At 70.9% G+C, this 23,351-nt stretch carries 21 protein-coding genes; 17 read left to right on the forward strand and 4 right to left on the reverse strand.

Going from position 1 to position 23,351, the window contains the following annotated elements; translation table 11 throughout:
- Positions 1 to 381 precede the first annotated feature (381 nt).
- The 12 genes from OG627_RS29585 (at position 382) to OG627_RS29640 (ending at position 12,887) form a co-directional block, all read left to right on the forward strand.
- On the forward strand, positions 382 to 927 hold the full coding sequence (locus tag OG627_RS29585; RefSeq protein WP_329070252.1) for a hypothetical protein: 546 nt from the start codon (positions 382 to 384) through the stop codon (positions 925 to 927).
- 114 nt (positions 928 to 1,041) lie between these two features.
- A complete protein-coding gene (gene pdxS, locus OG627_RS29590; protein WP_329070253.1) occupies positions 1,042 to 1,965 on the forward strand; it encodes a pyridoxal 5'-phosphate synthase lyase subunit PdxS in 924 nt (307 codons plus the stop codon).
- Positions 1,966 to 1,971: 6 nt separating this feature from the next.
- A complete protein-coding gene (gene pdxT, locus OG627_RS29595) occupies positions 1,972 to 2,562 on the forward strand; it encodes a pyridoxal 5'-phosphate synthase glutaminase subunit PdxT (RefSeq protein ID WP_329070255.1) in 591 nt (196 codons plus the stop codon).
- A 62-nt stretch (positions 2,563 to 2,624) separates the two neighbouring features.
- The gene (locus tag OG627_RS29600; RefSeq protein WP_329070257.1) at positions 2,625 to 3,377 is read left to right on the forward strand and encodes a YebC/PmpR family DNA-binding transcriptional regulator; all 753 of its coding nucleotides are present in this window, start codon (positions 2,625 to 2,627) and stop codon (positions 3,375 to 3,377) included.
- Positions 3,378 to 3,507: 130 nt separating this feature from the next.
- Positions 3,508 to 4,065, forward strand: coding sequence for a crossover junction endodeoxyribonuclease RuvC (gene ruvC / locus OG627_RS29605; RefSeq protein WP_329070259.1), 558 nt, complete (start codon positions 3,508 to 3,510; stop codon positions 4,063 to 4,065).
- Positions 4,062 to 4,685: a Holliday junction branch migration protein RuvA gene (gene ruvA, locus OG627_RS29610; RefSeq protein ID WP_329070261.1), complete on the forward strand. Its 624-nt coding sequence runs from the start codon at positions 4,062 to 4,064 to the stop codon at positions 4,683 to 4,685. The genes ruvC and ruvA overlap by 4 nt, the downstream gene beginning before the upstream one ends.
- Before the next feature lie 76 nt (positions 4,686 to 4,761).
- Complete coding sequence (gene ruvB, locus OG627_RS29615) at positions 4,762 to 5,844, forward strand: Holliday junction branch migration DNA helicase RuvB (RefSeq protein ID WP_329070263.1); 1,083 nt, start codon at positions 4,762 to 4,764, stop codon at positions 5,842 to 5,844.
- Positions 5,845 to 6,009: 165 nt separating this feature from the next.
- Positions 6,010 to 6,540 (forward strand): preprotein translocase subunit YajC, encoded by a 531-nt coding sequence (yajC, locus tag OG627_RS29620; protein WP_329070265.1) that lies wholly within the window; start codon positions 6,010 to 6,012, stop codon positions 6,538 to 6,540.
- Between the two features lie 143 nt (positions 6,541 to 6,683).
- A complete protein-coding gene (secD, locus tag OG627_RS29625) occupies positions 6,684 to 8,456 on the forward strand; it encodes a protein translocase subunit SecD (protein ID WP_329070267.1) in 1,773 nt (590 codons plus the stop codon).
- A gap of 1 nt (position 8,457) precedes the next feature.
- Positions 8,458 to 9,597 carry a protein translocase subunit SecF gene (gene secF, locus OG627_RS29630; protein ID WP_329070269.1) on the forward strand — a complete coding sequence of 380 codons (1,140 nt, stop codon included), beginning with the start codon at positions 8,458 to 8,460 and terminating at the stop codon, positions 9,595 to 9,597.
- Positions 9,594 to 10,139 (forward strand): adenine phosphoribosyltransferase, encoded by a 546-nt coding sequence (locus tag OG627_RS29635; RefSeq protein ID WP_329070271.1) that lies wholly within the window; start codon positions 9,594 to 9,596, stop codon positions 10,137 to 10,139. The genes secF and OG627_RS29635 overlap by 4 nt, the downstream gene beginning before the upstream one ends.
- A 195-nt stretch (positions 10,140 to 10,334) precedes the next feature.
- Positions 10,335 to 12,887 (forward strand): RelA/SpoT family protein, encoded by a 2,553-nt coding sequence (locus OG627_RS29640; protein ID WP_329070273.1) that lies wholly within the window; start codon positions 10,335 to 10,337, stop codon positions 12,885 to 12,887.
- 81 nt (positions 12,888 to 12,968) lie between these two features.
- Here OG627_RS29640 and OG627_RS29645 read toward each other — a convergent pair whose 3' ends face one another.
- Entirely contained in the window at positions 12,969 to 14,198 is a 1,230-nt protein-coding gene (locus tag OG627_RS29645) for a DUF349 domain-containing protein (protein ID WP_329070275.1), read from the reverse strand.
- Between the two features lie 150 nt (positions 14,199 to 14,348).
- Positions 14,349 to 15,137: a peptidylprolyl isomerase gene (locus tag OG627_RS29650; RefSeq protein WP_329070277.1), complete on the reverse strand. Its 789-nt coding sequence runs from the start codon at positions 15,135 to 15,137 to the stop codon at positions 14,349 to 14,351.
- A 169-nt stretch (positions 15,138 to 15,306) separates the two neighbouring features.
- Here OG627_RS29650 and OG627_RS29655 point away from each other — a divergent pair, with 169 nt between their 5' ends.
- The 4 genes from OG627_RS29655 to OG627_RS29670 all read left to right on the forward strand — a co-directional run bounded on the left by OG627_RS29655 (position 15,307) and on the right by OG627_RS29670 (position 19,534).
- The gene (locus OG627_RS29655; RefSeq protein WP_329070279.1) at positions 15,307 to 16,032 is read left to right on the forward strand and encodes an MBL fold metallo-hydrolase; all 726 of its coding nucleotides are present in this window, start codon (positions 15,307 to 15,309) and stop codon (positions 16,030 to 16,032) included.
- Positions 16,033 to 16,045: 13 nt separating this feature from the next.
- Positions 16,046 to 17,314, forward strand: a complete 1,269-nt coding sequence (hisS, locus tag OG627_RS29660; protein WP_329070281.1) for a histidine--tRNA ligase — start codon at positions 16,046 to 16,048, stop codon at positions 17,312 to 17,314.
- Positions 17,315 to 17,462: 148 nt separating this feature from the next.
- Positions 17,463 to 18,098: a vitamin K epoxide reductase family protein gene (locus OG627_RS29665; RefSeq protein WP_329070283.1), complete on the forward strand. Its 636-nt coding sequence runs from the start codon at positions 17,463 to 17,465 to the stop codon at positions 18,096 to 18,098.
- 77 nt (positions 18,099 to 18,175) lie between these two features.
- The gene (locus tag OG627_RS29670) at positions 18,176 to 19,534 is read left to right on the forward strand and encodes a replication-associated recombination protein A (protein WP_329070285.1); all 1,359 of its coding nucleotides are present in this window, start codon (positions 18,176 to 18,178) and stop codon (positions 19,532 to 19,534) included.
- 45 nt (positions 19,535 to 19,579) lie between these two features.
- On the opposite strand, the gene OG627_RS29675 is transcribed toward OG627_RS29670, so the two are convergent.
- The gene (locus tag OG627_RS29675; RefSeq protein ID WP_329070286.1) at positions 19,580 to 20,269 is read right to left on the reverse strand and encodes a DUF2470 domain-containing protein; all 690 of its coding nucleotides are present in this window, start codon (positions 20,267 to 20,269) and stop codon (positions 19,580 to 19,582) included.
- Between the two features lie 188 nt (positions 20,270 to 20,457).
- Between OG627_RS29675 and rpsD the strand changes: the two genes are divergently transcribed.
- Positions 20,458 to 21,072 (forward strand): 30S ribosomal protein S4, encoded by a 615-nt coding sequence (rpsD, locus tag OG627_RS29680; protein ID WP_114622954.1) that lies wholly within the window; start codon positions 20,458 to 20,460, stop codon positions 21,070 to 21,072.
- A 43-nt stretch (positions 21,073 to 21,115) separates the two neighbouring features.
- Here rpsD and OG627_RS29685 read toward each other — a convergent pair whose 3' ends face one another.
- Positions 21,116 to 23,308, reverse strand: a complete 2,193-nt coding sequence (locus tag OG627_RS29685) for an ATP-binding protein (protein ID WP_329070289.1) — start codon at positions 23,306 to 23,308, stop codon at positions 21,116 to 21,118.
- Positions 23,309 to 23,351: the final 43 nt, after the last annotated feature.

Below are 23,351 nucleotides of genomic sequence, written 5' to 3' on the forward strand. Positions count from 1 at the left end.
CCCCGCCCGCCACAGACGTGGGGGCCGCCCACCGGCCCGCACCCGCCCGCCCCATTCCCATCAGCGGTGCGGGGTCGGGCTCACCGGCGGGAGGGGGCCGGGGTCGCAGGAGGTGTGTGTCCGGACAATAAAGCGTGATTTGTTCCGCTCGGCAGCCCGCACTTGAGGCACAGGCCCGCACGCGGCGTACGGGGGGCCGGGGGTGTCCCCCGGAAAAGCACAGCATGTCGTCCGGACATGCGCCTCCGGAGTGCCCCGGCCCCCGCACCACAACGAACCACCCGCACCACCACCGCACCCAGCCCCCCACCCCGCACCGCACCCCCCCCGCCGGACGGCGCACCGCGCACCGCCGGACGGCGACCACGTAGCCTGCCCGTCGTGACCTCTACCCTCGTCTGGATCGTCGTCGCCGTCATCGCGATCGGGCTGTACCTCAGCTGGACCGCCGGACGGCTCGACCGGCTGCACACCCGTATCGACGCCGCCCGCGCCGCCCTAGACGCCCAGTTGCTGCGCCGTGCCTCCGTCGCGCAGGAGTTGGCGACCTCGGGCGTGCTCGATCCGGCCGCCTCGATCGTGCTGTACCAGGCCGCCCACGCCGCCCGGCAGGCCGAGGAGGAGCAGCGGGAGGTGGCGGAGAGCGAGCTGAGCCAGGCGCTGCGGGCCGTGTTCGGGGAGCAGGCGCAGGTGGAGGCCGTGCAGGAGGCTCCGGGCGGCGAGGAGGCCGCCGGGGAACTCGCCGCGGCGGTACGGCGCGTGCCGATGGCCCGGCGGTTCCACAACGACGCCGTACGCGCGGCCCGCGCCCTGCGGCGGCACCGCAAGGTGCGCTGGTTCCGGCTCGCCGGCCACGCTCCGTTCCCGCTCGCGTTCGAGATGGACGACGAGCCGCCCGTCGCGCTGGCCGACCGGCCCGGGACCTGACGCGGCCCGAGCAGAACGATCCACCGGCTGTGCATTGGCCCTTGCTGTGGACTGGTCCCGGGGAGTTCTCTGGTCCTGCAGAATTCCACCGTTTTCAGCCAGTGAGGTCGCTCTGTGTCCACCACGCTTCCCGCCCCCGCCACGACCACAGAACCCACCGCGACCGGCACCGCGCGCGTCAAGCGCGGCATGGCCGAGCAGCTGAAGGGCGGCGTGATCATGGACGTCGTCACGCCCGAGCAGGCGAAGATCGCCGAGGACGCGGGCGCGGTGGCCGTGATGGCGCTGGAGCGGGTCCCGGCCGACATCCGCAAGGACGGCGGCGTCGCCCGGATGTCGGATCCGGACATGATCGAGGGCATCATCGACGCGGTCTCGATCCCGGTGATGGCCAAGTCGCGGATCGGCCACTTCGTGGAGGCGCAGGTCCTCCAGTCGCTCGGTGTCGACTACATCGACGAGTCGGAGGTGCTGACCCCGGCCGACGAGGTGAACCACGCGGACAAGTGGGCGTTCACCACGCCGTTCGTCTGCGGCGCCACCAACCTCGGTGAGGCGCTGCGCCGCATCGGCGAGGGCGCGGCGATGATCCGTTCCAAGGGCGAGGCCGGTACCGGCAACGTGGTGGAGGCCGTACGGCATCTGCGCCAGATCAAGAACGAGATCGCCAGGCTGCGCGGGTTCGACCACAACGAGCTGTACGCGGCGGCCAAGGAGCTGAGGGCCCCGTACGAGATCGTCAAGGAGGTCGCCGCGCTGGGCAAGCTGCCGGTGGTGCTCTTCTCGGCGGGCGGTGTCGCCACCCCGGCCGACGCCGCACTCATGCGTCAGCTCGGCGCCGAAGGCGTCTTCGTCGGCTCGGGCATCTTCAAGTCGGGCGACCCGGCCAAGCGCGCGGCCGCGATCGTGAAGGCGACCACGTTCTACGACGACCCCAAGGTCGTCGCCGAGGCGTCCCGCAACCTCGGTGAGGCGATGGTCGGCATCAACTGCGACACCCTGCCCGAGGGCGAGCGCTACGCGAACCGTGGCTGGTAAGCGCCCATGACCGCACCGGTGATCGGGGTCCTGGCGCTCCAGGGCGACGTCCGGGAACACCTGGCCGCGCTGACGTCGGCGGGCGCCGAGGCCAGGACCGTACGGCGGCCCGGGGAACTCGACGCCGTCGAGGGGCTGGTGATCCCGGGCGGCGAGTCCACCACCATGTCCAAGCTGGCCGTGCTCTTCGGGATGCTGGAACCGCTGCGCACGCGCGTGGGCGGCGGGATGCCGGTGTACGGCACCTGCGCCGGGCTGATCATGCTCGCCGAGAAGATCCTCGATCCGCGCTCGGGTCAGGAGACGGTCGGCGGGATCGACATGATCGTGCGCCGCAACGCCTTCGGCCGGCAGAACGAGTCCTTCGAGGCGGCCGTGGAGGTCGCCGGAGTCGCCGGGGGGCCCGTGGAGGGCGTCTTCATCAGGGCGCCCTGGGTCGAATCGGTGGGCGCCGGGGTGGAGGTGCTCGCTGAGTACGGCGGCCATGTCGTCGCGGTGCGGCAGGGCGGCGCGCTCGCCACGTCGTTCCATCCCGAACTCACGGGCGACCATCGTCTGCACCGCTTCTTCACCGACATGGTGCGCTCCGCACGGTGACCGCGTCCCGGTAGGATCGCTGCCGAACGGAGCAGAATTGGTTACGCGAAGGAGACAGGCAGATGTCCGGCCACTCTAAATGGGCTACGACGAAGCACAAGAAGGCCGTGATCGACGCCAAGCGCGGCAAGCTCTTCGCGAAGCTGATCAAGAACATCGAGGTCGCGGCCCGCACCGGTGGCGCCGATGTCGACGGCAACCCGACCCTCTTCGACGCCATCCAGAAGGCGAAGAAGAGCTCGGTTCCGAACAAGAACATCGACTCGGCCGTCAAGCGCGGTGCCGGTCTCGAAGCCGGCGGCGCCGACTACGAGACGATCATGTACGAGGGATACGGCCCCAACGGCGTCGCGGTGCTCATCGAGTGCCTCACCGACAACCGCAACCGCGCCGCCTCCGACGTCCGCGTCGCCATGACCCGTAACGGTGGCTCGATGGCCGACCCGGGTTCCGTCTCCTACCTCTTCAACCGCAAGGGCGTCGTCATCGTCCCCAAGGGCGAGCTGAACGAGGACGACGTCCTGGGTGCCGTCCTGGACGCCGGCGCCGAGGAGGTCAACGACCTCGGCGAGTCCTTCGAGGTGCTCAGCGAGGCCACCGACCTGGTCGCCGTCCGTACCTCGCTCCAGGAGGCCGGCATCGACTACGACTCGGCCGACGCCAACTTCGTACCGACCATGCAGGTCGAGCTGGACGAGGACGGCGCGCGCAAGATCTTCAAGCTGATCGACGCCCTTGAGGACAGCGACGACGTACAGAACGTCTTCGCCAACTTCGACGTCTCGGACGACGTCATGGAGAAGGTCGACGCCTGACACCGCCTCATCTGACGGGCCGACGGGAGACTCCCTCCCATCGGCCCGTCGGCCTGTCTGCCCGGCGCGTTGTCAGTCGTGACCGATACTGTGCTGATCAGCGGGAACATATGACCGAGGGAGGGGTGCGATGCGGGTACTGGGTGTGGACCCCGGCCTGACCCGGTGCGGGATCGGGGTCGTGGAGGGGGTGGCGGGCCGTCCGCTGACGATGCTCGGCGTCGGGGTCGTCCGGACCCCCGCCGACGAGGAGATCGGCCCCCGGCTGGTCGCCATCGAGCGCGGCATCGACGCCTGGCTCGACGAGCACCGGCCGGAACTCGTCGCGGTGGAGCGGGTGTTCGCCCAGCACAACGTGCGTACGGTGATGGGCACCGCCCAGGCCAGCGCGGTCGCCATGCTCTGCGCCTCCCGACGCGGCATCCCCGTCACCCTGCACACCCCCAGCGAGGTCAAGGCCGCCATCACCGGCAGCGGGCGTGCCGACAAGGCCCAGGTCGGCGCGATGGTGACCAGGCTGCTGCGGCTGTCAGCGCCGCCCAAGCCGGCCGACGCGGCGGACGCCCTGGCGCTCGCCATCTGCCACATCTGGCGCGCCCCGGCGATCAACCGCCTCCAGCAGGCCCACGCTGCCGCCCGCCCGTCCCGCATCCCCACCACCGCACCCGTACGGAAGGTCACGCGATGATCGCCTTCGTCAGCGGCCCGGTCGCCGCCCTCGCCCCCACCACGGCCGTGGTCGAGGTCGGCGGCATCGGCATGGCCGTCCAGTGCACCCCGGGGACGCTCGCCGCGCTGCGCGTGGGCCAGGAGGCGAAGCTCGCCACCTCCCTCGTCGTCCGGGAGGACTCGCTCACCCTGTACGGCTTCGCCGACGACGACGAACGCCAGGTCTTCGAGCTGCTCCAGAGCGCCAGCGGCGTCGGCCCCCGGCTCGCGCAGGCGATGCTCGCCGCGCACAGCCCGGACGCGCTGCGCCTGGCGGTCTCCACCGGCGACGAGAAGGCGCTGACGGCCGTCTCCGGCATCGGCAAGAAGGGCGCCCAGAAGCTGCTGCTCGAACTGAAGGACCGGCTCGGCGCCCCGGTCGGCGCCACGGTGGGCCGGCAGTCCACCGGCAGCCCCGTCGCCTCCTGGAGCGACCAGCTGCACGCCGCGCTGATCGGCCTCGGATACGCGGCCCGGGAGGCCGACGACGCCGTCGCCCTGGTCACGCCCCAGGCCGAGGCCGCGCTCGCGGAGGGCACCGAGCCGCCCGTGCCCCGGCTGCTGCGCGCCGCCCTCCAGAGCCTGAACCGCACCCGCTGAGCCACGCCCGCCGGCCCCCGGCACCGGCCGTCCGGCGGCAGCCCTTCCCGTGTCCTACGCCCCGAGGTGAATCAGAGTGAACTGGGACGACACCAGCAGCGAGACCGAGGCGCCCGACGCCGCGGCCGAGCGGCTCGTCGGCGCGTCCGCGGACGGTGAGGACCAGGCCGTCGAGGCGGCGCTGCGCCCCAAGTCGCTGGGCGAGTTCGTGGGGCAGGAGCGGGTGCGGGAGCAGCTGGACCTGGTGCTCAAGGCGGCCCTGGCGCGCGGCGCCACCGCCGATCACGTACTGCTCTCCGGGGCCCCGGGACTGGGCAAGACCACCCTCTCCATGATCATCGCGGCGGAGATGAACGCGCCGATCAGGATCACCTCGGGACCCGCCATCCAGCACGCGGGCGATCTCGCCGCGATCCTCTCCTCCCTCCAGGAGGGGGAGGTCCTCTTCCTCGACGAGATCCACCGGATGTCCCGCCCCGCGGAAGAGATGCTCTACATGGCGATGGAGGACTTCCGGGTCGACGTCATCGTCGGCAAGGGCCCCGGCGCCACCGCCATCCCGCTGGAGCTGCCGCCCTTCACTCTGGTCGGCGCCACCACCCGGGCCGGCCTCCTGCCGCCCCCGCTGCGCGACCGCTTCGGCTTCACCGGCCACATGGAGTTCTACGAGAGCGCCGAACTGGAGCGCGTCATCCACCGTTCGGCCCAATTGCTCGACCTGGAGATCGACGCCGACGCCGCGGCGGAGATCGCCGGCCGCTCCCGGGGTACGCCCCGCATCGCCAACCGGCTGCTGCGCCGGGTGCGGGACTACGCCCAGGTCAAGGCCGACGGATACATCACCCGCGAGGTGGCAGCCGTGGCCCTGGGGGTGTACGAGGTCGACGCCCGGGGGCTCGACCGGCTCGACCGCGCGGTGCTCCGGGCCCTGCTCAAGCTCTTCGGCGGCGGGCCCGTGGGCCTCTCCACCCTCGCGGTGGCCGTGGGGGAGGAGCGCGAGACGGTGGAGGAGGTCGCGGAGCCCTTCCTCGTACGCGAGGGACTGCTCGCGCGCACTCCGCGTGGCCGGGTGGCCACGCCCGCGGCCTGGGCACACCTGGGGCTCACACCCCCGTACCCCCCGGGCGCGGGGGGACAGACGGGTCTGTTCGGGGCCTGAGCACACGGGAGCGGATACGGTCAGGAACCCCGGTGCGACGCTGGGCGTTGTTCCAATGATGCGGACTCGCTTAGACTCCGCCGATGCCGCACCTACAGGTCGGCATGCCCACCCCCGTATATCAGGCCGCTCGACAGCGCGGTCGTGCGAAGGAAGTTCCCTCCCGTGAGTCTCGCCGCCCTCTTCCCCTTCCTCCTGCTCATCGGGGCCATGTTCCTGATGACCCGGTCCGCCAAGAAGAAGCAGCAGGCCGCTGCGCAGATGCGTAACGAAATGGAGCCCGGTTCGGGCGTCCGCACCATCGGTGGCATGTACGCGACCGTCAAGGAGGTGCACGAAGACATGGTCCTCCTGGAGGTCGCGCCCGGCGTGCACGCCGTGTACGCGAAGAACGCCATCGGCTCGGTGCTCGACGACGACGAGTACAACCGCATCGTGCACGGCGAGGACGACTCCGACACTCCGGTCGTCCCGGACGACGCCTCCTCGCTGACGGGGCCCGACGATCTCGCCGCGGCCGACGACGCCCGGATCGACCTCGGCAAGAAGTCCGAGGGCGAGAGCGCCGCGGCGAAGGACGCCGAAGCGGAGAAGACCGAGGCCAAGGACGCCGTCAAGGCCGACGCCGAGGTCGCCGAGGTCAAGGACGCCGGGGCGAAGGACGCCAAGGCCGACGGCGAGGCCGACGCGAAGTAGTCTCGTCCTGGCCTGCGCGCCGTCCAGCGGCGCTCCACGGCACGGGATCGCGCTGATTCATGCGGGGGCGGGTCCCCACAACACTTCGTGGCCGCTCCGGCGCACACCCGGCGTGGGGCGGTTGGACAGGGAGAAACGAGAAGGTGGCAGCACCTAATAAGGGCCGAAGGCAAGCGGGGTCCCCAGGCAGGCCGGGCCGCACCCTGGCACTGTTCCTGATTGCCGTGGTCGTCCTCACGGGCGGGATGTTCTGGTCCGGTCATGTCACCCCACGACTGGGGATCGACCTCGCGGGCGGCACGAGCATCACGCTCGAGGCGAAGAACACGCCGGGCAAGCCGAACGCGATCAACAAGACCAACATGGACACCGCCGTCAGCATCATCGAGCGGCGCGTCAACGGTCTTGGTGTCTCCGAGGCCGAGGTTCAGACCCAGGGCGACAAGAACATCATCGTCAACATCCCCAAGGGTACGAACGAGAAGCAGGCCCGGGCGCAGGTCGGTACCACCGCCCAGCTGTACTTCCGGCCCGTGGTGACCTACGCGCCGAGCGGGCCGGCCGCCGAGCCGTCGGCCAGCGGTTCCCCGAGCGGTTCCCCCTCTCCCTCCGCCAGCTCCTCCGTGAGCGGGGACAAGGCCGAGAACCCCGACGCGTCGGCCGACCCCACCGCGAGCGCCACCACCCAGGGCCGGGCCGTCACGGACGCCCTGAAGAAGGACGCGACGCCGAGCCCGAGCGCCTCCGACTCGGACAAGGCCGGCTCCGACGCGTCCCCCACGCCTTCCGCCTCCAGCGACCCGGCCACGGCCGCCCTGGAGAAGAAGTTCGCCGATCTCGACTGCAGCAAGCAGGCGCAGCGCACCGAGATCAACCAGGGGGCCGCGCCCAAGGACACGATCGTGGCCTGTGGCGAGTCGGACGGAGCCTGGCAGAAGTACGTGCTCGGCCCGGCCGAGCTGGAGGGCACCGACGTAGACGATGCCAAGGGCGTGCTCGACCCGCAGCGCAACATGTGGATCGTCACGATGGACTTCACCGGCGCGGGTACGAAGAAGTTCTCGTCGATCACCAGCAAGCTCTCGCAGCAGCAGTCGCCGATGAACCAGTTCGCCATCGTCCTCGACGGCAACGTGGTCTCCGCCCCCTCGGTGAGCCAGCGGCTCGGCGGCAGCGCCGAGATCTCCGGCAGCTTCAACCAGCAGTCCGCCCAGGACCTGGCCAACATCCTGTCCTACGGCGCGCTGCCGCTCAGCTTCCAGGAGCAGAGCGTCACCACGGTCACCGCCGCGCTCGGCGGTGAGCAGCTCGAAGCCGGTCTGATCGCCGGTGGCGTCGGCCTCGCCCTGGTGATCATCTACCTGATCGCGTACTACCGCGGCCTCGCGGCCATCGCCATCGTCAGCCTCGGCGCCTCGGGCATACTGACGTACTCGATCATGTCGCTGCTCGGGCCCGCCATCGGCTTCGCGCTGAACCTGCCCGCCGTCTGTGGCGCCATCGTCGCCATCGGGATCACCGCGGACTCGTTCATCGTGTACTTCGAACGTATCCGTGACGAGATCCGCGAGGGCCGTACGCTCCGCCCGGCCGTCGAGCGCTCCTGGCCGCGTGCCCGGCGCACCATCCTGGTCTCCGACTTCGTGTCGTTCCTGGCCGCCGCCGTGCTCTTCGTGGTCACGGTGGGCAAGGTCCAGGGCTTCGCGTTCACCCTCGGTCTGACCACCCTCCTCGACGTGGTCGTGGTGTTCTTCTTCACCAAGCCGGTGATGACGCTCCTGGCCCGCACGAAGTTCTTCTCCAGCGGTCATCCCTGGTCCGGGCTCGACCCGAAGCGGCTCGGCGCCAAGCCGCCCCTGCGCCGCTCCAGGACCGCCAACCGCGTCAGCGCCCCCACCGACCCGAAGGAGGCGTGAGATGTCGCGACTCGGCGATCTCGGCGCCCGGCTCTACCGCGGTGAAGTCGGTTACGACTTCATCGGGAAGCGCAAGTTCTGGTACGCGCTCTCCATCCTGATCACCATCGCGGCCATCGCGGGCCTGGGCGTGCGCGGGCTCAACATGGGCATCGAGTTCAAGGGCGGTGCCGTCTTCACCATCCCGAGCACGAGCGTCTCCGTCGCCCAGGCCCAGGAGGACACGGAGAAGGCCTCGGGACACGAGGCCATCGTCCAGGCACTCGGCAACGGCGGCATGCGCATCCAGGTCACCGAGCTGGACACGCAGCAGTCCGACAAGGTGAAGACGCAGCTCGCCAAGGACCTCAAGGTCGACGAGGCGGACATCAACGCCGACCTGGTCGGCCCCAGCTGGGGCGCGACCATCGCCAACAAGGCGTGGACCGGGCTGGGGATCTTCATGATCCTCGTGGTGATCTATCTGGCGATCGCCTTCGAGTGGCGCATGGCGATCGCGGCGCTGATCGCCCTGATCCACGACCTCACCATCACCGTGGGTGTGTACGCGCTGGTGGGCTTCGAGGTCACACCCGGCACGGTGATCGGTCTGCTGACCATCCTCGGTTACTCCCTCTACGACACCGTCGTCGTCTTCGACAGTCTCAAGGAGGGGTCCGACAAGATCACCAAGCAGTCCCGCTGGACCTACAGCGAGATCGCCAACCGCTCGATCAACAGCACGCTGGTGCGTTCCATCAACACCACCGTGGTCGCGCTGCTCCCGGTCGGCGGGCTGCTCTTCATCGGCGGCGGCTTCCTCGGGGCCGGCATGCTCAACGACATCTCGCTCTCGCTCTTCGTCGGCCTCGCCGCCGGCGCGTACTCGTCGATCTTCATCGCCACTCCGCTCGTCGCCGACCTGAAGGAGCGCGACCCGCAGATCAAGGCGCTGAAGAAGCGGGTGCTCGCCAAGCGGGCCGCCGCTGCCGCCAAGGGTGAGCCCGCGGACGGCTCGGGCGACGAGGACGGCGACGGGGACGACGGCTTCGAGGACGCGCAGGGCGACGGCGCCACCGCGCCCGCGGGCGCCGGGGCCGGCCAGCGGGGCCGCGGTGGCCGCGCTGGCGGCCGTCCCTCCGGCTCGGGGAGGCGTCGATGACCGACACCAGCACCCGGGAGCTGCTGCTCAGCCGGATCCGGGACGTCGCGGACTATCCCGAGCCCGGTGTGGTGTTCAAGGACATCACCCCGCTGCTCGCCGACCCCAAGGCGTTCACGGCCCTGACGGACGCCCTGGCGGAACTGTGCGTACGGTCGGGCGCGACGAAGATCGTCGGCCTGGAGGCGCGCGGATTCATCCTCGCCGCCCCCGTGGCCGTCCGGACGGGCGTCGGCTTCATCCCCGTACGCAAGGCGGGCAAGCTGCCCGGCGCGACGCTCGCGCAGTCGTACGACCTGGAGTACGGCTCCGCCGAGATCGAGGTCCACGCCGAGGACCTGGACAGCGGTGACCGCGTCTTCGTCATCGACGACGTCCTCGCCACCGGCGGTACGGCCGAGGCGTCCCTCGAACTGGTCCGGCGCGCCGGCGCCGAGGTCGTGGGCGTCGCGGTCCTCATGGAGCTGGGTTTCCTGGGCGGCCGTGCCCGTCTGGAGGCCGCGCTCGACGGGGCTCCACTGGAGGCCCTGATCACGCTCTGAGCGGTCTCTCGACCCTGCGGACGGGCACCCGGGAACAACCGGGTGCCCGTCCCGCGTTCTAACCACCTGATCCACTCTCCACCGCGCACCCGATCGCAGGCGGCCCGAGTCCCCGGGACGAGAGGGACCGCTGAGGTCGATACCATGGAACCTCCGGGCCTGACCGGGGGACCTGGATCCGCACGAGGAGCGCCCTTGCCAGAAGAGGTCCAGCCACTGGCCGCCGCATCGCCCGATCGCCCCGCCGACCAGGCCGCGACGGCATCAGCCGCGCCCCGTGACCAGGACGCCGCCGCCCCTGACGAGGCGGCGCAGCCGGCCGCGGACCCCGCGCGCTCCGAGCAGGCATCCTCCGCGAGCCCCGCCCCGGCCCCGGCCGCCCCCGAGCACCGCGCCGCCCCCGTCACCGCCCCCAAGCCGGGCTCCGCCGCGCCCTCGCGCTCCGGCGGCTCCTCCAACCGGGTCAGGGCCAGGCTCGCCCGACTGGGCGTACAGCGCTCGTCGCCGTACAACCCGGTCCTGGAGCCGCTGCTGCGGACCGTACGGATCAACGATCCCAAGATCGAGACCTCCACGCTCCGCCAGATCGAGAACGCCTACCAGGTCGCGGAGCGCTGGCACCGGGGCCAGAAACGCAAGAGCGGCGACCCGTACATCACCCACCCCCTCGCGGTGACGACGATCCTCGCCGAGCTGGGCATGGACCCGGCCACCCTGATGGCCGGGCTGCTGCACGACACCGTCGAGGACACCGAGTACGGCCTCGACACCCTGCGCCGCGACTTCGGCGACCAGGTCGCGCTGCTGGTGGACGGCGTCACCAAGCTCGACAAGGTCAAGTTCGGCGAGGCCGCGCAGGCCGAGACCGTACGCAAGATGGTCGTCGCCATGGCCAAGGACCCGCGCGTCCTGGTCATCAAGCTCGCCGACCGGCTGCACAACATGCGAACCATGCGCTATCTCAAGCGGGAGAAGCAGGAGAAGAAGGCCCGCGAGACGCTGGAGATCTACGCGCCCCTGGCCCACCGGCTGGGCATGAACACCATCAAGTGGGAGCTGGAGGACCTCGCCTTCGCGATTCTCTACCCCAAGATGTACGACGAGATCGTCCGGCTGGTCGCCGAGCGGGCCCCCAAGCGCGACGAGTACCTGGCCATAGTGACCGACGAGGTCCAGTCGGACCTGCGCGCGGCCCGGATCAAGGCCACCGTCACCGGCCGGCCGAAGCACTACTACAGCGTCTACCAGAAGATGATCGTCCGCGGCCGGGACTTCGCGGAGATCTACGACCTGGTGGGCATCAGGGTCCTGGTCGACACGGTCCGCGACTGCTACGCGGCGCTCGGCACCGTCCACGCGCGGTGGAATCCGGTGCCCGGGCGGTTCAAGGACTACATCGCCATGCCCAAGTTCAACATGTACCAGTCGCTGCACACGACGGTCATCGGACCCAACGGCAAGCCGGTCGAACTCCAGATCCGCACCTTCGACATGCACCGCCGCGCCGAGTACGGCATCGCCGCGCACTGGAAGTACAAGCAGGAGGCCGTCGCGGGCGCCTCCAAGGTCCGCACGGACGTCCCCAGGAGCGCCGGCCGGGGAGCCAACCAGGACACCGTCAACGACATGGCGTGGCTGCGCCAGCTGCTGGACTGGCAGAAGGAGACCGAGGACCCCAGCGAGTTCCTGGAGTCCCTGCGCTTCGACCTCTCGCGCAACGAGGTCTTCGTCTTCACGCCCAAGGGCGACGTCATAGCGCTCCCGGCCGGCGCCACCCCCGTCGACTTCGCCTACGCCGTGCACACGGAGGTCGGCCACCGGACCATAGGAGCCCGGGTCAACGGGCGGCTCGTACCGCTCGAATCGACGCTCGACAACGGCGACCTGGTGGAGGTCTTCACCTCCAAGGCGTCCAGCGCCGGCCCCTCCCGCGACTGGCTGGGCTTCGTCAAGTCGCCCCGGGCCAGGAACAAGATCCGTGCGTGGTTCTCCAAGGAACGCCGGGACGAGGCGATCGAGCAGGGCAAGGACGCCATCGCGCGGGCCATGCGCAAGCAGAACCTGCCGATCCAGCGCATCCTCACCGGGGACTCGCTGGTCACCCTCGCCCACGAGATGCGCTACCCCGACATCTCGTCGCTGTACGCGGCCATCGGCGAGGGCCATGTCGCCGCCCAGGGCGTCGTACAGAAACTGGTCCAGGCGCTCGGCGGCGAGGACGCGGCCAACGAGGACATCGCCGAGAACTCCCCGCCCTCGCACGGCCGTTCCAAACGCCGCTCCAGCGCCGACCCCGGTGTGGTCGTCAAGGGCGTCGACGACGTCTGGGTGAAGCTCGCCCGCTGCTGCACACCGGTCCCGGGCGACCCGATCATCGGCTTCGTCACCCGAGGCAGCGGCATCTCGGTGCACCGCGCCGACTGCGTCAACGTGGACTCGCTCTCCCAGCAGCCCGAGCGGATCAAGGAAGTCGAGTGGGCGCCCACCCAGTCCTCGGTCTTCCTGGTCGCCATCCAGGTCGAGGCCCTCGACCGCTCCCGGCTGCTCTCGGACGTCACCCGCGTCCTGTCCGACCAGCACGTCAACATCCTGTCGGCCGCCGTACAGACCTCCCGCGACCGGGTCGCCACCTCGCGCTTCACCTTCGAGATGGGAGACCCGAAACACCTCGGGCACGTACTGAAGGCGGTACGGGGCGTGGAGGGCGTCTACGACGTCTACCGGGTCACCTCGGCGCGCCGGCCCTAGGACGGACGCGGAACAGCGAAAGGGGCTCCCCGTACCGCGAAGGTACGGGGAGCCCCTTTTCGTGCGCGTGCCCGTCAGTGGCTAACCGCCGAACTCCTGAAGGCCCTTCAGCGCCTGGTCCAGCAGCGCCTGGCGGCCCTCCAGCTCACGGCCCAGCTTGTCGGCCCTGGAGTTGTTGCCCGCCGCGCGCGCCGCGTCGATCTGGGTGCGCAGCTTGTCGACGGCCGCCTGGAGCTGGCCGGTGAGACCCGCAGCCCGCGCCCGGGCCTCGGGGTTGGTACGGCGCCACTCGGTCTCCTCGGACTCCTGGAGAGCCCGCTCGACCGCGTGCATCCTGCCCTCGATCTTCGGCCGGGCGTCCCGCGGCACATGACCGATGGCCTCCCAGCGCTCGTTGAGGGCCCGGAAGGCCGCCCTGGCCGCCTTGAGGTCCGTGACCGGCACCAGCCGCTCGGCCTCGACCGCCAGCTCCTCCTTGAGCTTCAGATTCTCCGACTGCTCGGCGTCACGCTCGGCGAAGACCTCGCCGCGCGCCGCGAAGAAGACGTCCTGGGCACCCCGGAAGCGGTTCCACAGCTCGTCCTCGGCCTCGCGCTGGGCGCGGCCCGCCGCCTTCCAGTCCGTCATCAGCTCGCGGTAGCGGGCGGCCGTACCGCCCCAGTCGGTGGAGCCCGACAGCGACTCGGCCTCCGCGACCAGCTTCTCCTTGGCCTTGCGGGCCTCCTCGCGCTGCGCGTCGAGTGCGGCGAAGTGGGCCTTGCGACGCTTGGAGAACGCCGAGCGGGCGTGCGAGAAGCGGTGCCACAGCTCGTCGTCGGACTTCCGGTCCAGCCGCGGCAGGCCCTTCCAGATGTCCACCAGCGCCCGCAGCCGCTCGCCGGCCGACCGCCACTGGTCGCTCGCCGCCAGCTCCTCGGCCTCGACGACCAGCGCCTCCTTGGCGACCCGCGCCTCGTCGGTCTGCTTCGCCCGCTGCGCCTTGCGCTCCTCGCGGCGCGAGTCGACCGTCGCGACGAGCGCGTCGAGCCGTACCCCCAGCGCCGCCAGATCGCCCACGGCGTGGTGCTCGTCGACCTGGCCGCGCAGGTGCTCGATGGCCACCGTCGCGTCCTTCGCGGACAGGTCGGTGGTCTTCACCCGCCGCTCCAGGAGGCCGATCTCGACAACCAGGCCCTCGTACTTGCGCTCGAAATAGGCCAGAGCCTCCTCCGGAGAGCCCGCCTGCCACGACCCGACGACCTGCTCGCCCTCGGCCGTCCGCACGTACACGGTGCCCGTCTCATCGACACGGCCCCACGGCTCGCTGCTCACAGCGCCTCCTCCACCTGATGCCCACGAGGGGAATGGCCCCCGGACATCGTCCACAGTTTCCCGGGGCGGGCCGCGCCCGCCCTGCACAACGCCAATCTAGGCGACCGGCCGCCCGGCTGTCCGCACTCAGCGCGGCCGAAATTCACAGGGTCACGCCTTGTCGACCGTGCCCTTCTCCACGGTGACGGCCTTCTTGGGCGCTCCGTCGCCGCCGCCGCCCTCCACTCCGGCCTTCGCCACGGCCTTCACGGCCTTGAGACCGGCATCGTCCAGCGTCCCGAACGGGGTGTAGCCGGGGGCGAGTTTGGTGTCCTTGTAGACCAGGAAGAACTGGCTGCCGCCGGTGTGCGGCTGGCCGGTATTGGCCATCGCCACCGTGCCCGCGGGGTACGTGACGGTGCCGTCGGCGCCCGCCTTGCCCAGGGCCGTCAGATTCTCGTCCTCGATCGTGTAGCCGGGCCCACCGGTCCCGTCGCCCTTCGGGTCACCGCACTGGAGCACGAAGATGCCCTCGGTGGTCAGCCGGTGGCACTTCGTCTTGTCGAAGTAGCCCTTGTCGGCCAGCGCCTTGAAGGAGTTCACCGTGTGCGGTGTCTTCTTGGCGTCCATCGCGATCTTGATGGTCCCCTGGTCCGTCTTGAAGTCGAACGTGTACTTCGCCGACTTGTCGATCGTCATCTTCGGCTCGGGCTCGGCGCTCTCGGTCTCCGAGGGGGACGGCGAGGCCGTCTTCTCCGCCGCAGCGTTGCTCTTGCTGTCGCCGTCGGAGCTCTTCACCGCCGCGTACGCCCCCGCGCCGCCGACCACCACCACGGCCAGTGCGGCCGCGATGACGGTGTTGCGGACCTTCGCCTGCTTCCGTGCCTCGGTCCGGCGCCGCTGCTGCCGCTCGAACTTCTCCCGGGCGAGCTGCCGCCGCCGCTGATCGCTGTTGACCACCGGGTCTTCTCCTCGAATGTCGTGTGATCACGTGCCGCCCGACCAGGCCAGGCACCTGGCCCCGTACGGTATATGGATTGGCTGTGGAATGAGCAGCGCCGGTACCCTTCGATCGGCCGCTTTCCCCGCCACCGCGACCCACCCCGCTCTACGACATATAAGGACGATCGTGCTCATTGCCGGGTTCCCCGCCGGGGCCTGGGGGACCAATTGCTATCTGGTCGCCCCCGCCGCGGGCGAGGAGTGCGTGATCATCGACCCCGGCCACCAGGCCGCGCAGGGAGTCGAGGACGCGGTCAGGAAGCACCGCCTCAAGCCCGTCGCCGTCATCCTCACCCATGGCCACATCGACCATGTCGCCTCGGTCGTACCGGTCTGCGGCGCCCATGACGTACCGGCCTGGATCCACCCCGCCGACCGCTACATGATGAGCGACCCGGAGAAGGCCCTCGGCCGCTCGATCGGGATGCCGCTCATGGGCGAGCTGACCGTGGGGGAGCCGGACGACGTCCACGAGCTGACCGACGGCGCCGCACTGGCCCTGGCGGGCCTCCGGTTCACCGTCGCGCACGCGCCCGGCCATACGAAGGGGTCGGTGACCTTCGGGATGCCCGAGACCACCGGAGGCGGCGTCGACGTACCGCCGGTGCTGTTCTCGGGGGACCTGCTGTTCGCCGGCTCCATCGGACGCACCGACCTGCCCGGCGGCGACCACGCCGAGATCCTCGACTCGCTGGGCCGGGTGTGCCTGCCGCTCGACGACTCGACCGTGGTGCTGTCCGGCCACGGCCCCCAGACCACCATCGGCCGGGAGCGCGCCACCAACCCGTATCTGCGCGAGGTGGCCGCAGGCTACGGAAGCGGCCCGACCGCCGCTCCGCGACGAGGAATGTGACACACCGATCTCCATGAGCACCTTCCAGGCCCCCAAGGGCACCTACGACCTGATCCCGCCCGTCTCCGCGACCTTCCTCGCGGTACGGGAGGCGATCTCCGCGCCGCTGCGCGACTCCGGCTACGGGTACATCGAGACGCCCGGCTTCGAGAACGTCGAGCTGTTCGCACGCGGCGTCGGTGAGTCCACCGACATCGTCTCCAAGGAGATGTACGCCTTCGAGACCAAGGGCGGCGACAAGCTCGCGCTGCGCCCCGAGGGCACCGCCTCCGTGCTGCGCGCCGCGCTGGAGGCCAACCTGCACAAGGCCGGGAACCTGCCGGTCAAGCTCTGGTACTCCGGCTCGTACTACCGCTACGAGCGCCCGCAGAAGGGCCGCTACCGCCACTTCTCGCAGGTCGGCGCCGAAGCCATCGGCACCGAGGACCCGGCGCTCGACGCCGAACTGATCATCCTGGCCGACCAGGCGTACCGCTCGCTGGGGCTGCGGCAGTTCCGCATCCTGCTCAACTCGCTGGGCGACAAGGAGTGCAGGCCGGTCTACCGGGAGGCGCTCCAGGGCTTTCTGCGCGGACTCGACCTGGACGAGGAGACCCGTCGCCGCATCGAGATCAACCCGCTGCGGGTCCTCGACGACAAGCGCGCCGACGTACAGGCTCAGCTCGTCGGGGCGCCGATGCTCCGCGACTATCTGTGCGACGCCTGCAAGGCGTACCACGAGGAGGTCAGGGAGCTGCTGGCCGCCGCCGGGGTGGCGTACGAGGACGACGAGAAGCTCGTGCGCGGCCTCGACTACTACACGCGCACGACCTTCGAGTTCGTCCACGACGGGCTGGGCGCGCAGTCGGCGGTGGGCGGCGGCGGCCGTTACGACGGGCTCTCCGAGATGATCGGCGGCCCGGCGCTGCCGTCGGTCGGCTGGGCGCTCGGGGTGGACCGTACGGTGCTGGCGCTGGAGGCCGAGGGCATCGCGCTCGACGTGCCGAACGCCACCAGTGTCTACGCGGTGGCGCTGGGCGAGGAGGCCAGGAGGACGCTGTTCGGCCTGGTCACCGAGTTGCGCAGGGCCGGTGTCGCCGCCGACTTCTGCTACGGCGGGAAGGGGCTGAAGGGCTCGATGAAGAACGCCAACAGGTCGGGCGCCCGGTACACCGTCGTCGCGGGCGAGCGCGACCTCGCCGAGGGCGTGGCCCAGCTCAAGGACATGGAGACCGGCGAACAGGTCCCGGTCGCGCTGGACGCCCTGGTCACGGAGCTGACCCAGCGGCTCGGCCGACCGTAAGCGGCGGGGCGGGGCCGGGACGTACACCGTCCCGGCCCCGCTCTCCTTATGCCGAGCGAACGGTGCGGCCGGGGGCCCGTACGGCACAATGAGCCTGCTTCACAGTGCCCCGCAGGGCCCCACAGGACCTCAGTGACGGAACGGCGATATGACGAGTGCAGCGGTTGACGACGTCTCCTCCGGCCGGAGGAACGAAGACGTCGCGGGTACGGTCGGCGGCGGCAGGGCGTTCGCCCTCCTGCTGATCATCACGGGCGCGGCCGGACTGCTGGCCGCCTGGGTGATCACCATCGACAAGTTCAAGCTGCTGGAGGACCCGAGCTTCACGCCGGGGTGCAGTCTGAACCCGGTGGTCTCCTGCGGGAACGTCATGAAGAGCGAGCAGGCGTCGGTCTTCGGTTTCCCGAATCCGATGCTGGGGCTCGTCACCTATTCCGTGGTGGTCTTCATCGGGATCGGGCTGCTGGCCGGGGCGCGCTACCGGGGCTGGTTCTGGCTCGGGCTGAACGCGGGGACGCTCTTCGGCGTCGGGTTCTGCACCTGGCTCCAGTACCAGTCGCTCTACACCATCAACTCGCTGTGCCTGTGGTGCTGCCTGGCCTGGGTCGGCACGATCGTCATGTTCTGGTACGTCACGTCCCACAACGTCCGCAACGGGGTCCTGCCCGCGCCGTCCTGGCTGCGCCGGTTCCTCGACGAGTTCACCTGGCTCCTGCCGGCGCTGCACATCGGGATCATCGGGATGCTGATCCTCACCCGCTGGTGGGACTTCTGGACGGGCTGAGCCGCACCGGACCGGCGAAGGGGCCCCGACCGGTCGCCCGTACGGGCACTGTCAGTGGACTGGCATAGGCTTCACGCGTGGAGCCCGACCTCTTTACCGCAGCGGCGGAAGACCGCCAGGAGAAGGACCCGTCCAGCAGCCCGCTGGCCGTACGGATGCGCCCCCGCGTCCTGGACGAGGTCGTCGGCCAGCGGCATCTGCTGAAGCCGGGGTCCCCGCTGCGCCGGCTGGTGGGCGAGGGCGGCGGCGGTCCGGCCGGACCCTCGTCCGTGATCCTCTGGGGTCCGCCGGGCACCGGCAAGACCACCCTGGCCCATGTCGTCTCCAAGGCGACGGACAAGCGCTTCGTCGAGCTGTCCGCGATCACCGCGGGCGTCAAGGAAGTACGGACCGTCATCGACGGAGCGCGCCGCGCCTCCGGCGGCTACGGCAAGGAGACCGTCCTCTTCCTGGACGAGATCCACCGCTTCAGCAAGGCGCAGCAGGACTCCCTGCTGCCCGCCGTGGAGAACCGCTGGGTGACGCTCATCGCCGCCACCACCGAGAATCCGTACTTCTCGATCATCTCACCGCTGCTGTCCCGCTCCCTGCTGCTGACGCTGGAGCCGCTCACCGACGACGACGTGCGCTCCTTGCTGCGGCGGGCGCTCACCGAGGAGCGCGGGCTCGGCGGCGCGCTCTCGCTGCCCGACGACCCCGAGGCGCATCTGCTGCGGATCGCGGGCGGTGACGCCCGGCGCGCGCTGACCGCGCTGGAGGCCGCGGCCGGCGCCGCGATCGACAAGGGCGAGCAGGAGATCTCCCTCGACACCGTCGAGGAGACCGTCGACCGCGCCGCGGTGCGATACGACCGCGACGGCGATCAGCACTACGACGTGGCGAGCGCCCTCATCAAGTCGATCCGCGGATCCGACGTGGACGCGGCGCTGCACTACCTGGCCCGGATGATCGACGCGGGGGAGGACCCCCGGTTCATCGCGAGACGGCTGATGATCTCGGCGAGCGAGGACATCGGTCTGGCCGACCCCGCGGCCCTGCCGCTCGCCGTCGCCGCCGCCCAGGCCGTGGCCATGATCGGCTTTCCCGAGGCCGCCCTCACGCTGAGCCACGCCACCATCGCGCTGGCCCTCGCCCCCAAGTCGAACGCGGCGACGACCGCGATCGGCGCGGCGCTGGAGGACGTGCGCAAGGGGCTGACCGGGCAGATCCCGGCCCACCTGCGCGACGGCCACTACAAGGGCGCGGCCAAGCTGGGGCACGCGCAGGGCTATGTCTATCCGCACGATGTACCGGGCGGGATCGCCGCCCAGCAGTACGCGCCGGACTCGGTGCGCGGCAGGCGTTATTACGAGCCCACGCGGTACGGCGCGGAAGCGCGCTACGCGGATGTGGTCGACAAGGTGCGCGAGCGGCTGCGCGGATCGGGCGCCGGCTGACCGGGACGGCCATAGGGAAAGGAGCTTCTCCGGCGCCGCGGCCGGCTATCGCGCCGCCGCGTCGAAGAGCGTGTGCATGGCGTAGCGCAGCTCGTTCACGTCGCGCACCGGCTCGGGGAAGTCGAAGCGGGCGTCGAAGCACTGGACGCCGGTGAAGCGGACCCGCAGGCCGAAGCGGTCGATCGCGACCGGCACGGCGGCGCTCCCGGCCGTCGTCAGCTCGCCGCGTTCGCCCAGCAGTTCGCGCAGCGACCGCACCTCCGCGCCGTGGGCGGAGTGCAGATGCTGGAGCAGCTCCGCCTCGTGCTCCACCAGCGGGTCGGCCGCGGCCGTCGCGAAGTCCTCGGGCTCGACCTGCTCCGCGCCCCAGAGGTCGTCCACGCAGGCCTCGCCGACCTCCAGCCGCAGCACCATCCGGCCGGGTTCGGCCTGGTCGGGTTCGCGGGTGAGCCAGCCGGAGAGCCAGGCCCGGCCCCGGATACGGTGGGGTACGGAGACGGGCGCGACGTCCGTGATCTCCAGCACCGCGTTCAGCTCGTCGTCCTGCGCGTGGGTCGCGGCCCGTACCGCCGGGGAGTCGGCCGGGAAGACGAGGAACACCTCGCCGTCGGGCCCGACCGACCGGTGGTCCGGCATCAGCTGGTAGGGGAGGGCCCCGTCCAGGCCCGGAATGATCAGTACGGCCGAGCATGTACTCTGTACGAGAGTTCGTGTGCGCTCGGCTGCTGACGGCATCCGATCGATTTCAAGCCCGCTGGGACGCGGCTGACCATGAGCTGATCGGACCTCCGTCGAATCGTCGCCCTCCTCCGCGGGGGCGTCGAGGCTGCTGTCTGTGATGCGCGTGGTGTTCCCAGGGCGAGACATGCGATCTCCTTAAGTAAGGTGAGCCTAACCTAACCTACAACGGAGGTCTGGAGAACGTGCCTAACCAGTCGCGTCCCAAGGTCAAGAAGTCACGCGCGCTCGGTATCGCGCTGACGCCGAAGGCTGTCAAGTACTTCGAGGCCCGCCCGTACCCGCCGGGCGAGCACGGCCGCGGACGCAAGCAGAACAGTGACTACAAGGTCCGTCTGCTGGAGAAGCAGCGCCTGCGCGCGCAGTACGACATCAGCGAGCGCCAGATGGCCCGCGCCTACGACCGCGCCAAGAAGGCCGGCGGCAAGACCGGCGAGGCGCTCGTCGTCGAGCTGGAGCGCCGCCTGGACGCCCTGGTCCTGCGGTCGGGCATCGCCCGCACCATCTACCAGGCCCGCCAGATGGTCGTCCACGGCCACATCGAGGTCAACGGTGGCAAGGTCGACAAGCCGTCGTTCCGTGTCCGTCCCGACGACGTCGTGATGGTCCGCGAGCGCAGCCGCGACAAGGTTCCGTTCCAGGTCGCCCGCGAGGGTGGCTACGACACGGACGGCGAGACCCCGCGCTACCTCCAGGTCAACCTGAAGGCCCTCGCGTTCCGTCTCGACCGTGACCCGAACCGCAAGGAAATCCCGGTCATCTGCGACGAGCAGCTCGTCGTCGAGTACTACGCCCGCTGACCCTCCGCGCCCGCCAACCCGGGCGCGCGGGCTCCCCAGCGAGTCAGCCCGCCGATTCCCCGCCCCGCGTGGTGGGGGAGTCGGCGGGTTTTCGCGTTCCCCGGGACTGGCCCCACCCGCCGGCCGCCGGCTTCCGGGGCGCCGCCGGGACCGGCCGCCGGTGCGCGAGTGCCCGGTGCGCGGTCGCGTCCGCCGACAGCCCGCGCCCCTCCTCCTCGTACGCCCGGTACTCCTCCGCGCCCAGCAGCTCCGTCGCGTACCGCTCGCAGCGCACGCGCGGCGCGCTGAAGTACTCGGAACCGAACAGTGGTGGGCCGACCGACGCCCACAGCCGGGTCGCGGCCCCCTGGAGCACCGCCGCCTCGGCGGGATCGCCCTCGCTCGCCGTCACCAGCGCCAGCAGCTCGACGGAGAGCACCAGGCCGACCAGATCCTTGAATCCATGGTGAATGGCGACGGACTCCGTGATCAGCGTCCGCGCCCGCGCGTGCTCCTCCCGCGTCCACGCCGCGTACGCCAGCACGTACAGCGCGTACGCCCTGGTCCAGCGCTCGCCGCTGTCCTCGCAGATCTCGCGGACCTCGGCGCACAGGACGACGGCCGCGTCCAGATCGCCCTGGAAGACCAGCGACAGGGCCAGTTCGACCTGGCCCATCAGCACATTGCTGTTCAGCTCGCCCAGCTCCCGGTACGCGTCGAGCGCCGAGCGCAGCAGCCGCTGCGCCCTGGGCATCTCGTCCGAGAGCAGCGCCAGACACCCCAGCCGGTGCACGGCGTAGGCGCGCGCCGGGCCGTTCCCGGTACGGGCGGCCTCCTCCCGGCACTCGTGCAGGGCGCCCGCCGCCGCCGCGTTGTCGCCCTGGAGGACCGCCACATAACCGAGCACCCACAGGGCCTTGAGCCGCGACTCGTCGCACGGGGAGTCCAGCGCCAGGGCCCGGCCCAGCCACAGCCGACCCTCGGTCAGCCGGCCGCAGCCCACCCAGTAGAACCACAGCGTCCCGGCCAGATGGTGGCCCAGATGCGCGTCCTCGGGGGTCTCCAGACACAGCTCCAGCGCGGCCCGCAGATTGGGCAGCGCGCTGTCCGCGCCGGCCGCCACCTCGGCCTGGCGCGGGCCGAACCAGTCCAGCTCGTACCAGGCCGCCAGGCCCAGGTACCAGTCCCGGTGCAGCCTGCGCAGCCGGTCGGTCTCCGCCAGCGCGTCCAGCCACTCGGCGCCGTACGCCCGTACCGTCTCCAGCATCCGGTAGCGCGTGCCGGCCGGTGTCTCCTCGCGGATCACCAGGCACTGGGAGATCAGCTCGGCCAGCACGTCGAGCACACGGTCGGCCGGCAGCTCGGGCCCGCCGCACACGTACTCCGCCGCCTCCAGGTCGAACGGACCGGCGAAGACCGACAGCCGTGCCCACAGCAGCCGTTCCTCCGGTGTGCACAGCTCATGGCTCCAGCCGATCGCGGTCCGCAGCGTCCGGTGGCGTACGGGGGCGTCCCGCCGGCCCTCGGTGAGCACCCGGAAGCGGTCGCCGAGCCGGTCGAGCGCCTGCTCGACCGAGAGGGCGTGCAGCCGCCCCGCCGCCAGCTCCAGCGCCAGCGGGATCCGGTCGAGCCGGTCGCACAGCTCCCGCACGGCGGTCAGCCGCTCGCCCTCCGCGCGGAAGCCGGGGTCGCCCGCCGCGGCCCGGTCGGTGAAGAGGGTGACCGCGTCCCGCCGCGCCATCGGGGCGAGCGTGAAGGTCACCTCGCCCGCCACCCGCAGCGGGCGCCGGCCCACCGCGAGGATCCGCAGCCCGGGGGCTCTGCGCAGCAGCTCGGCGACCAGGTCGCCGCACGCGTCGATGAGCTGCTCGAACCCGTCGAGCACCAACAGCGCCCGCCGGGTGGCGAGATGCTCGGTGAGCACCCGGCGCGGCGGCCTGCTGCTGTGGTCCGTCAGCCCCAGCGCCTCGGCCAGCGCGTGGTCCAGCAGCTCGGGGTCGCGCAGGGCGGCCAGCTCGGCGAGCCAGGCCCCGTCGAAGTAGCGTTTCTGCACCTGGTCGGCGGCGTGCAGCGCCAGCCGGGTCTTGCCCACTCCGCCGACCCCCACCACCGTGACCAGCCGGGATTCCCCGAGCAGCCGCGTCAGTTCGGACAGCTCGTCGTCGCGCCCCACGAAGCGGTTCGGCTCGGCGGGAAGGCCGCCGGGAACCGGGGGAGGCGCGTCGGGAGACCTGCGGGAGCGAAAGGGGCGTCGCATGGGACACGCAGAGTACTCAACCGGCCGCACTCCGTACAATCAC

The sequence above is a fragment of the Streptomyces sp. NBC_01429 genome, assembly GCF_036231945.1.
Classification (GTDB): domain Bacteria; phylum Actinomycetota; class Actinomycetes; order Streptomycetales; family Streptomycetaceae; genus Streptomyces.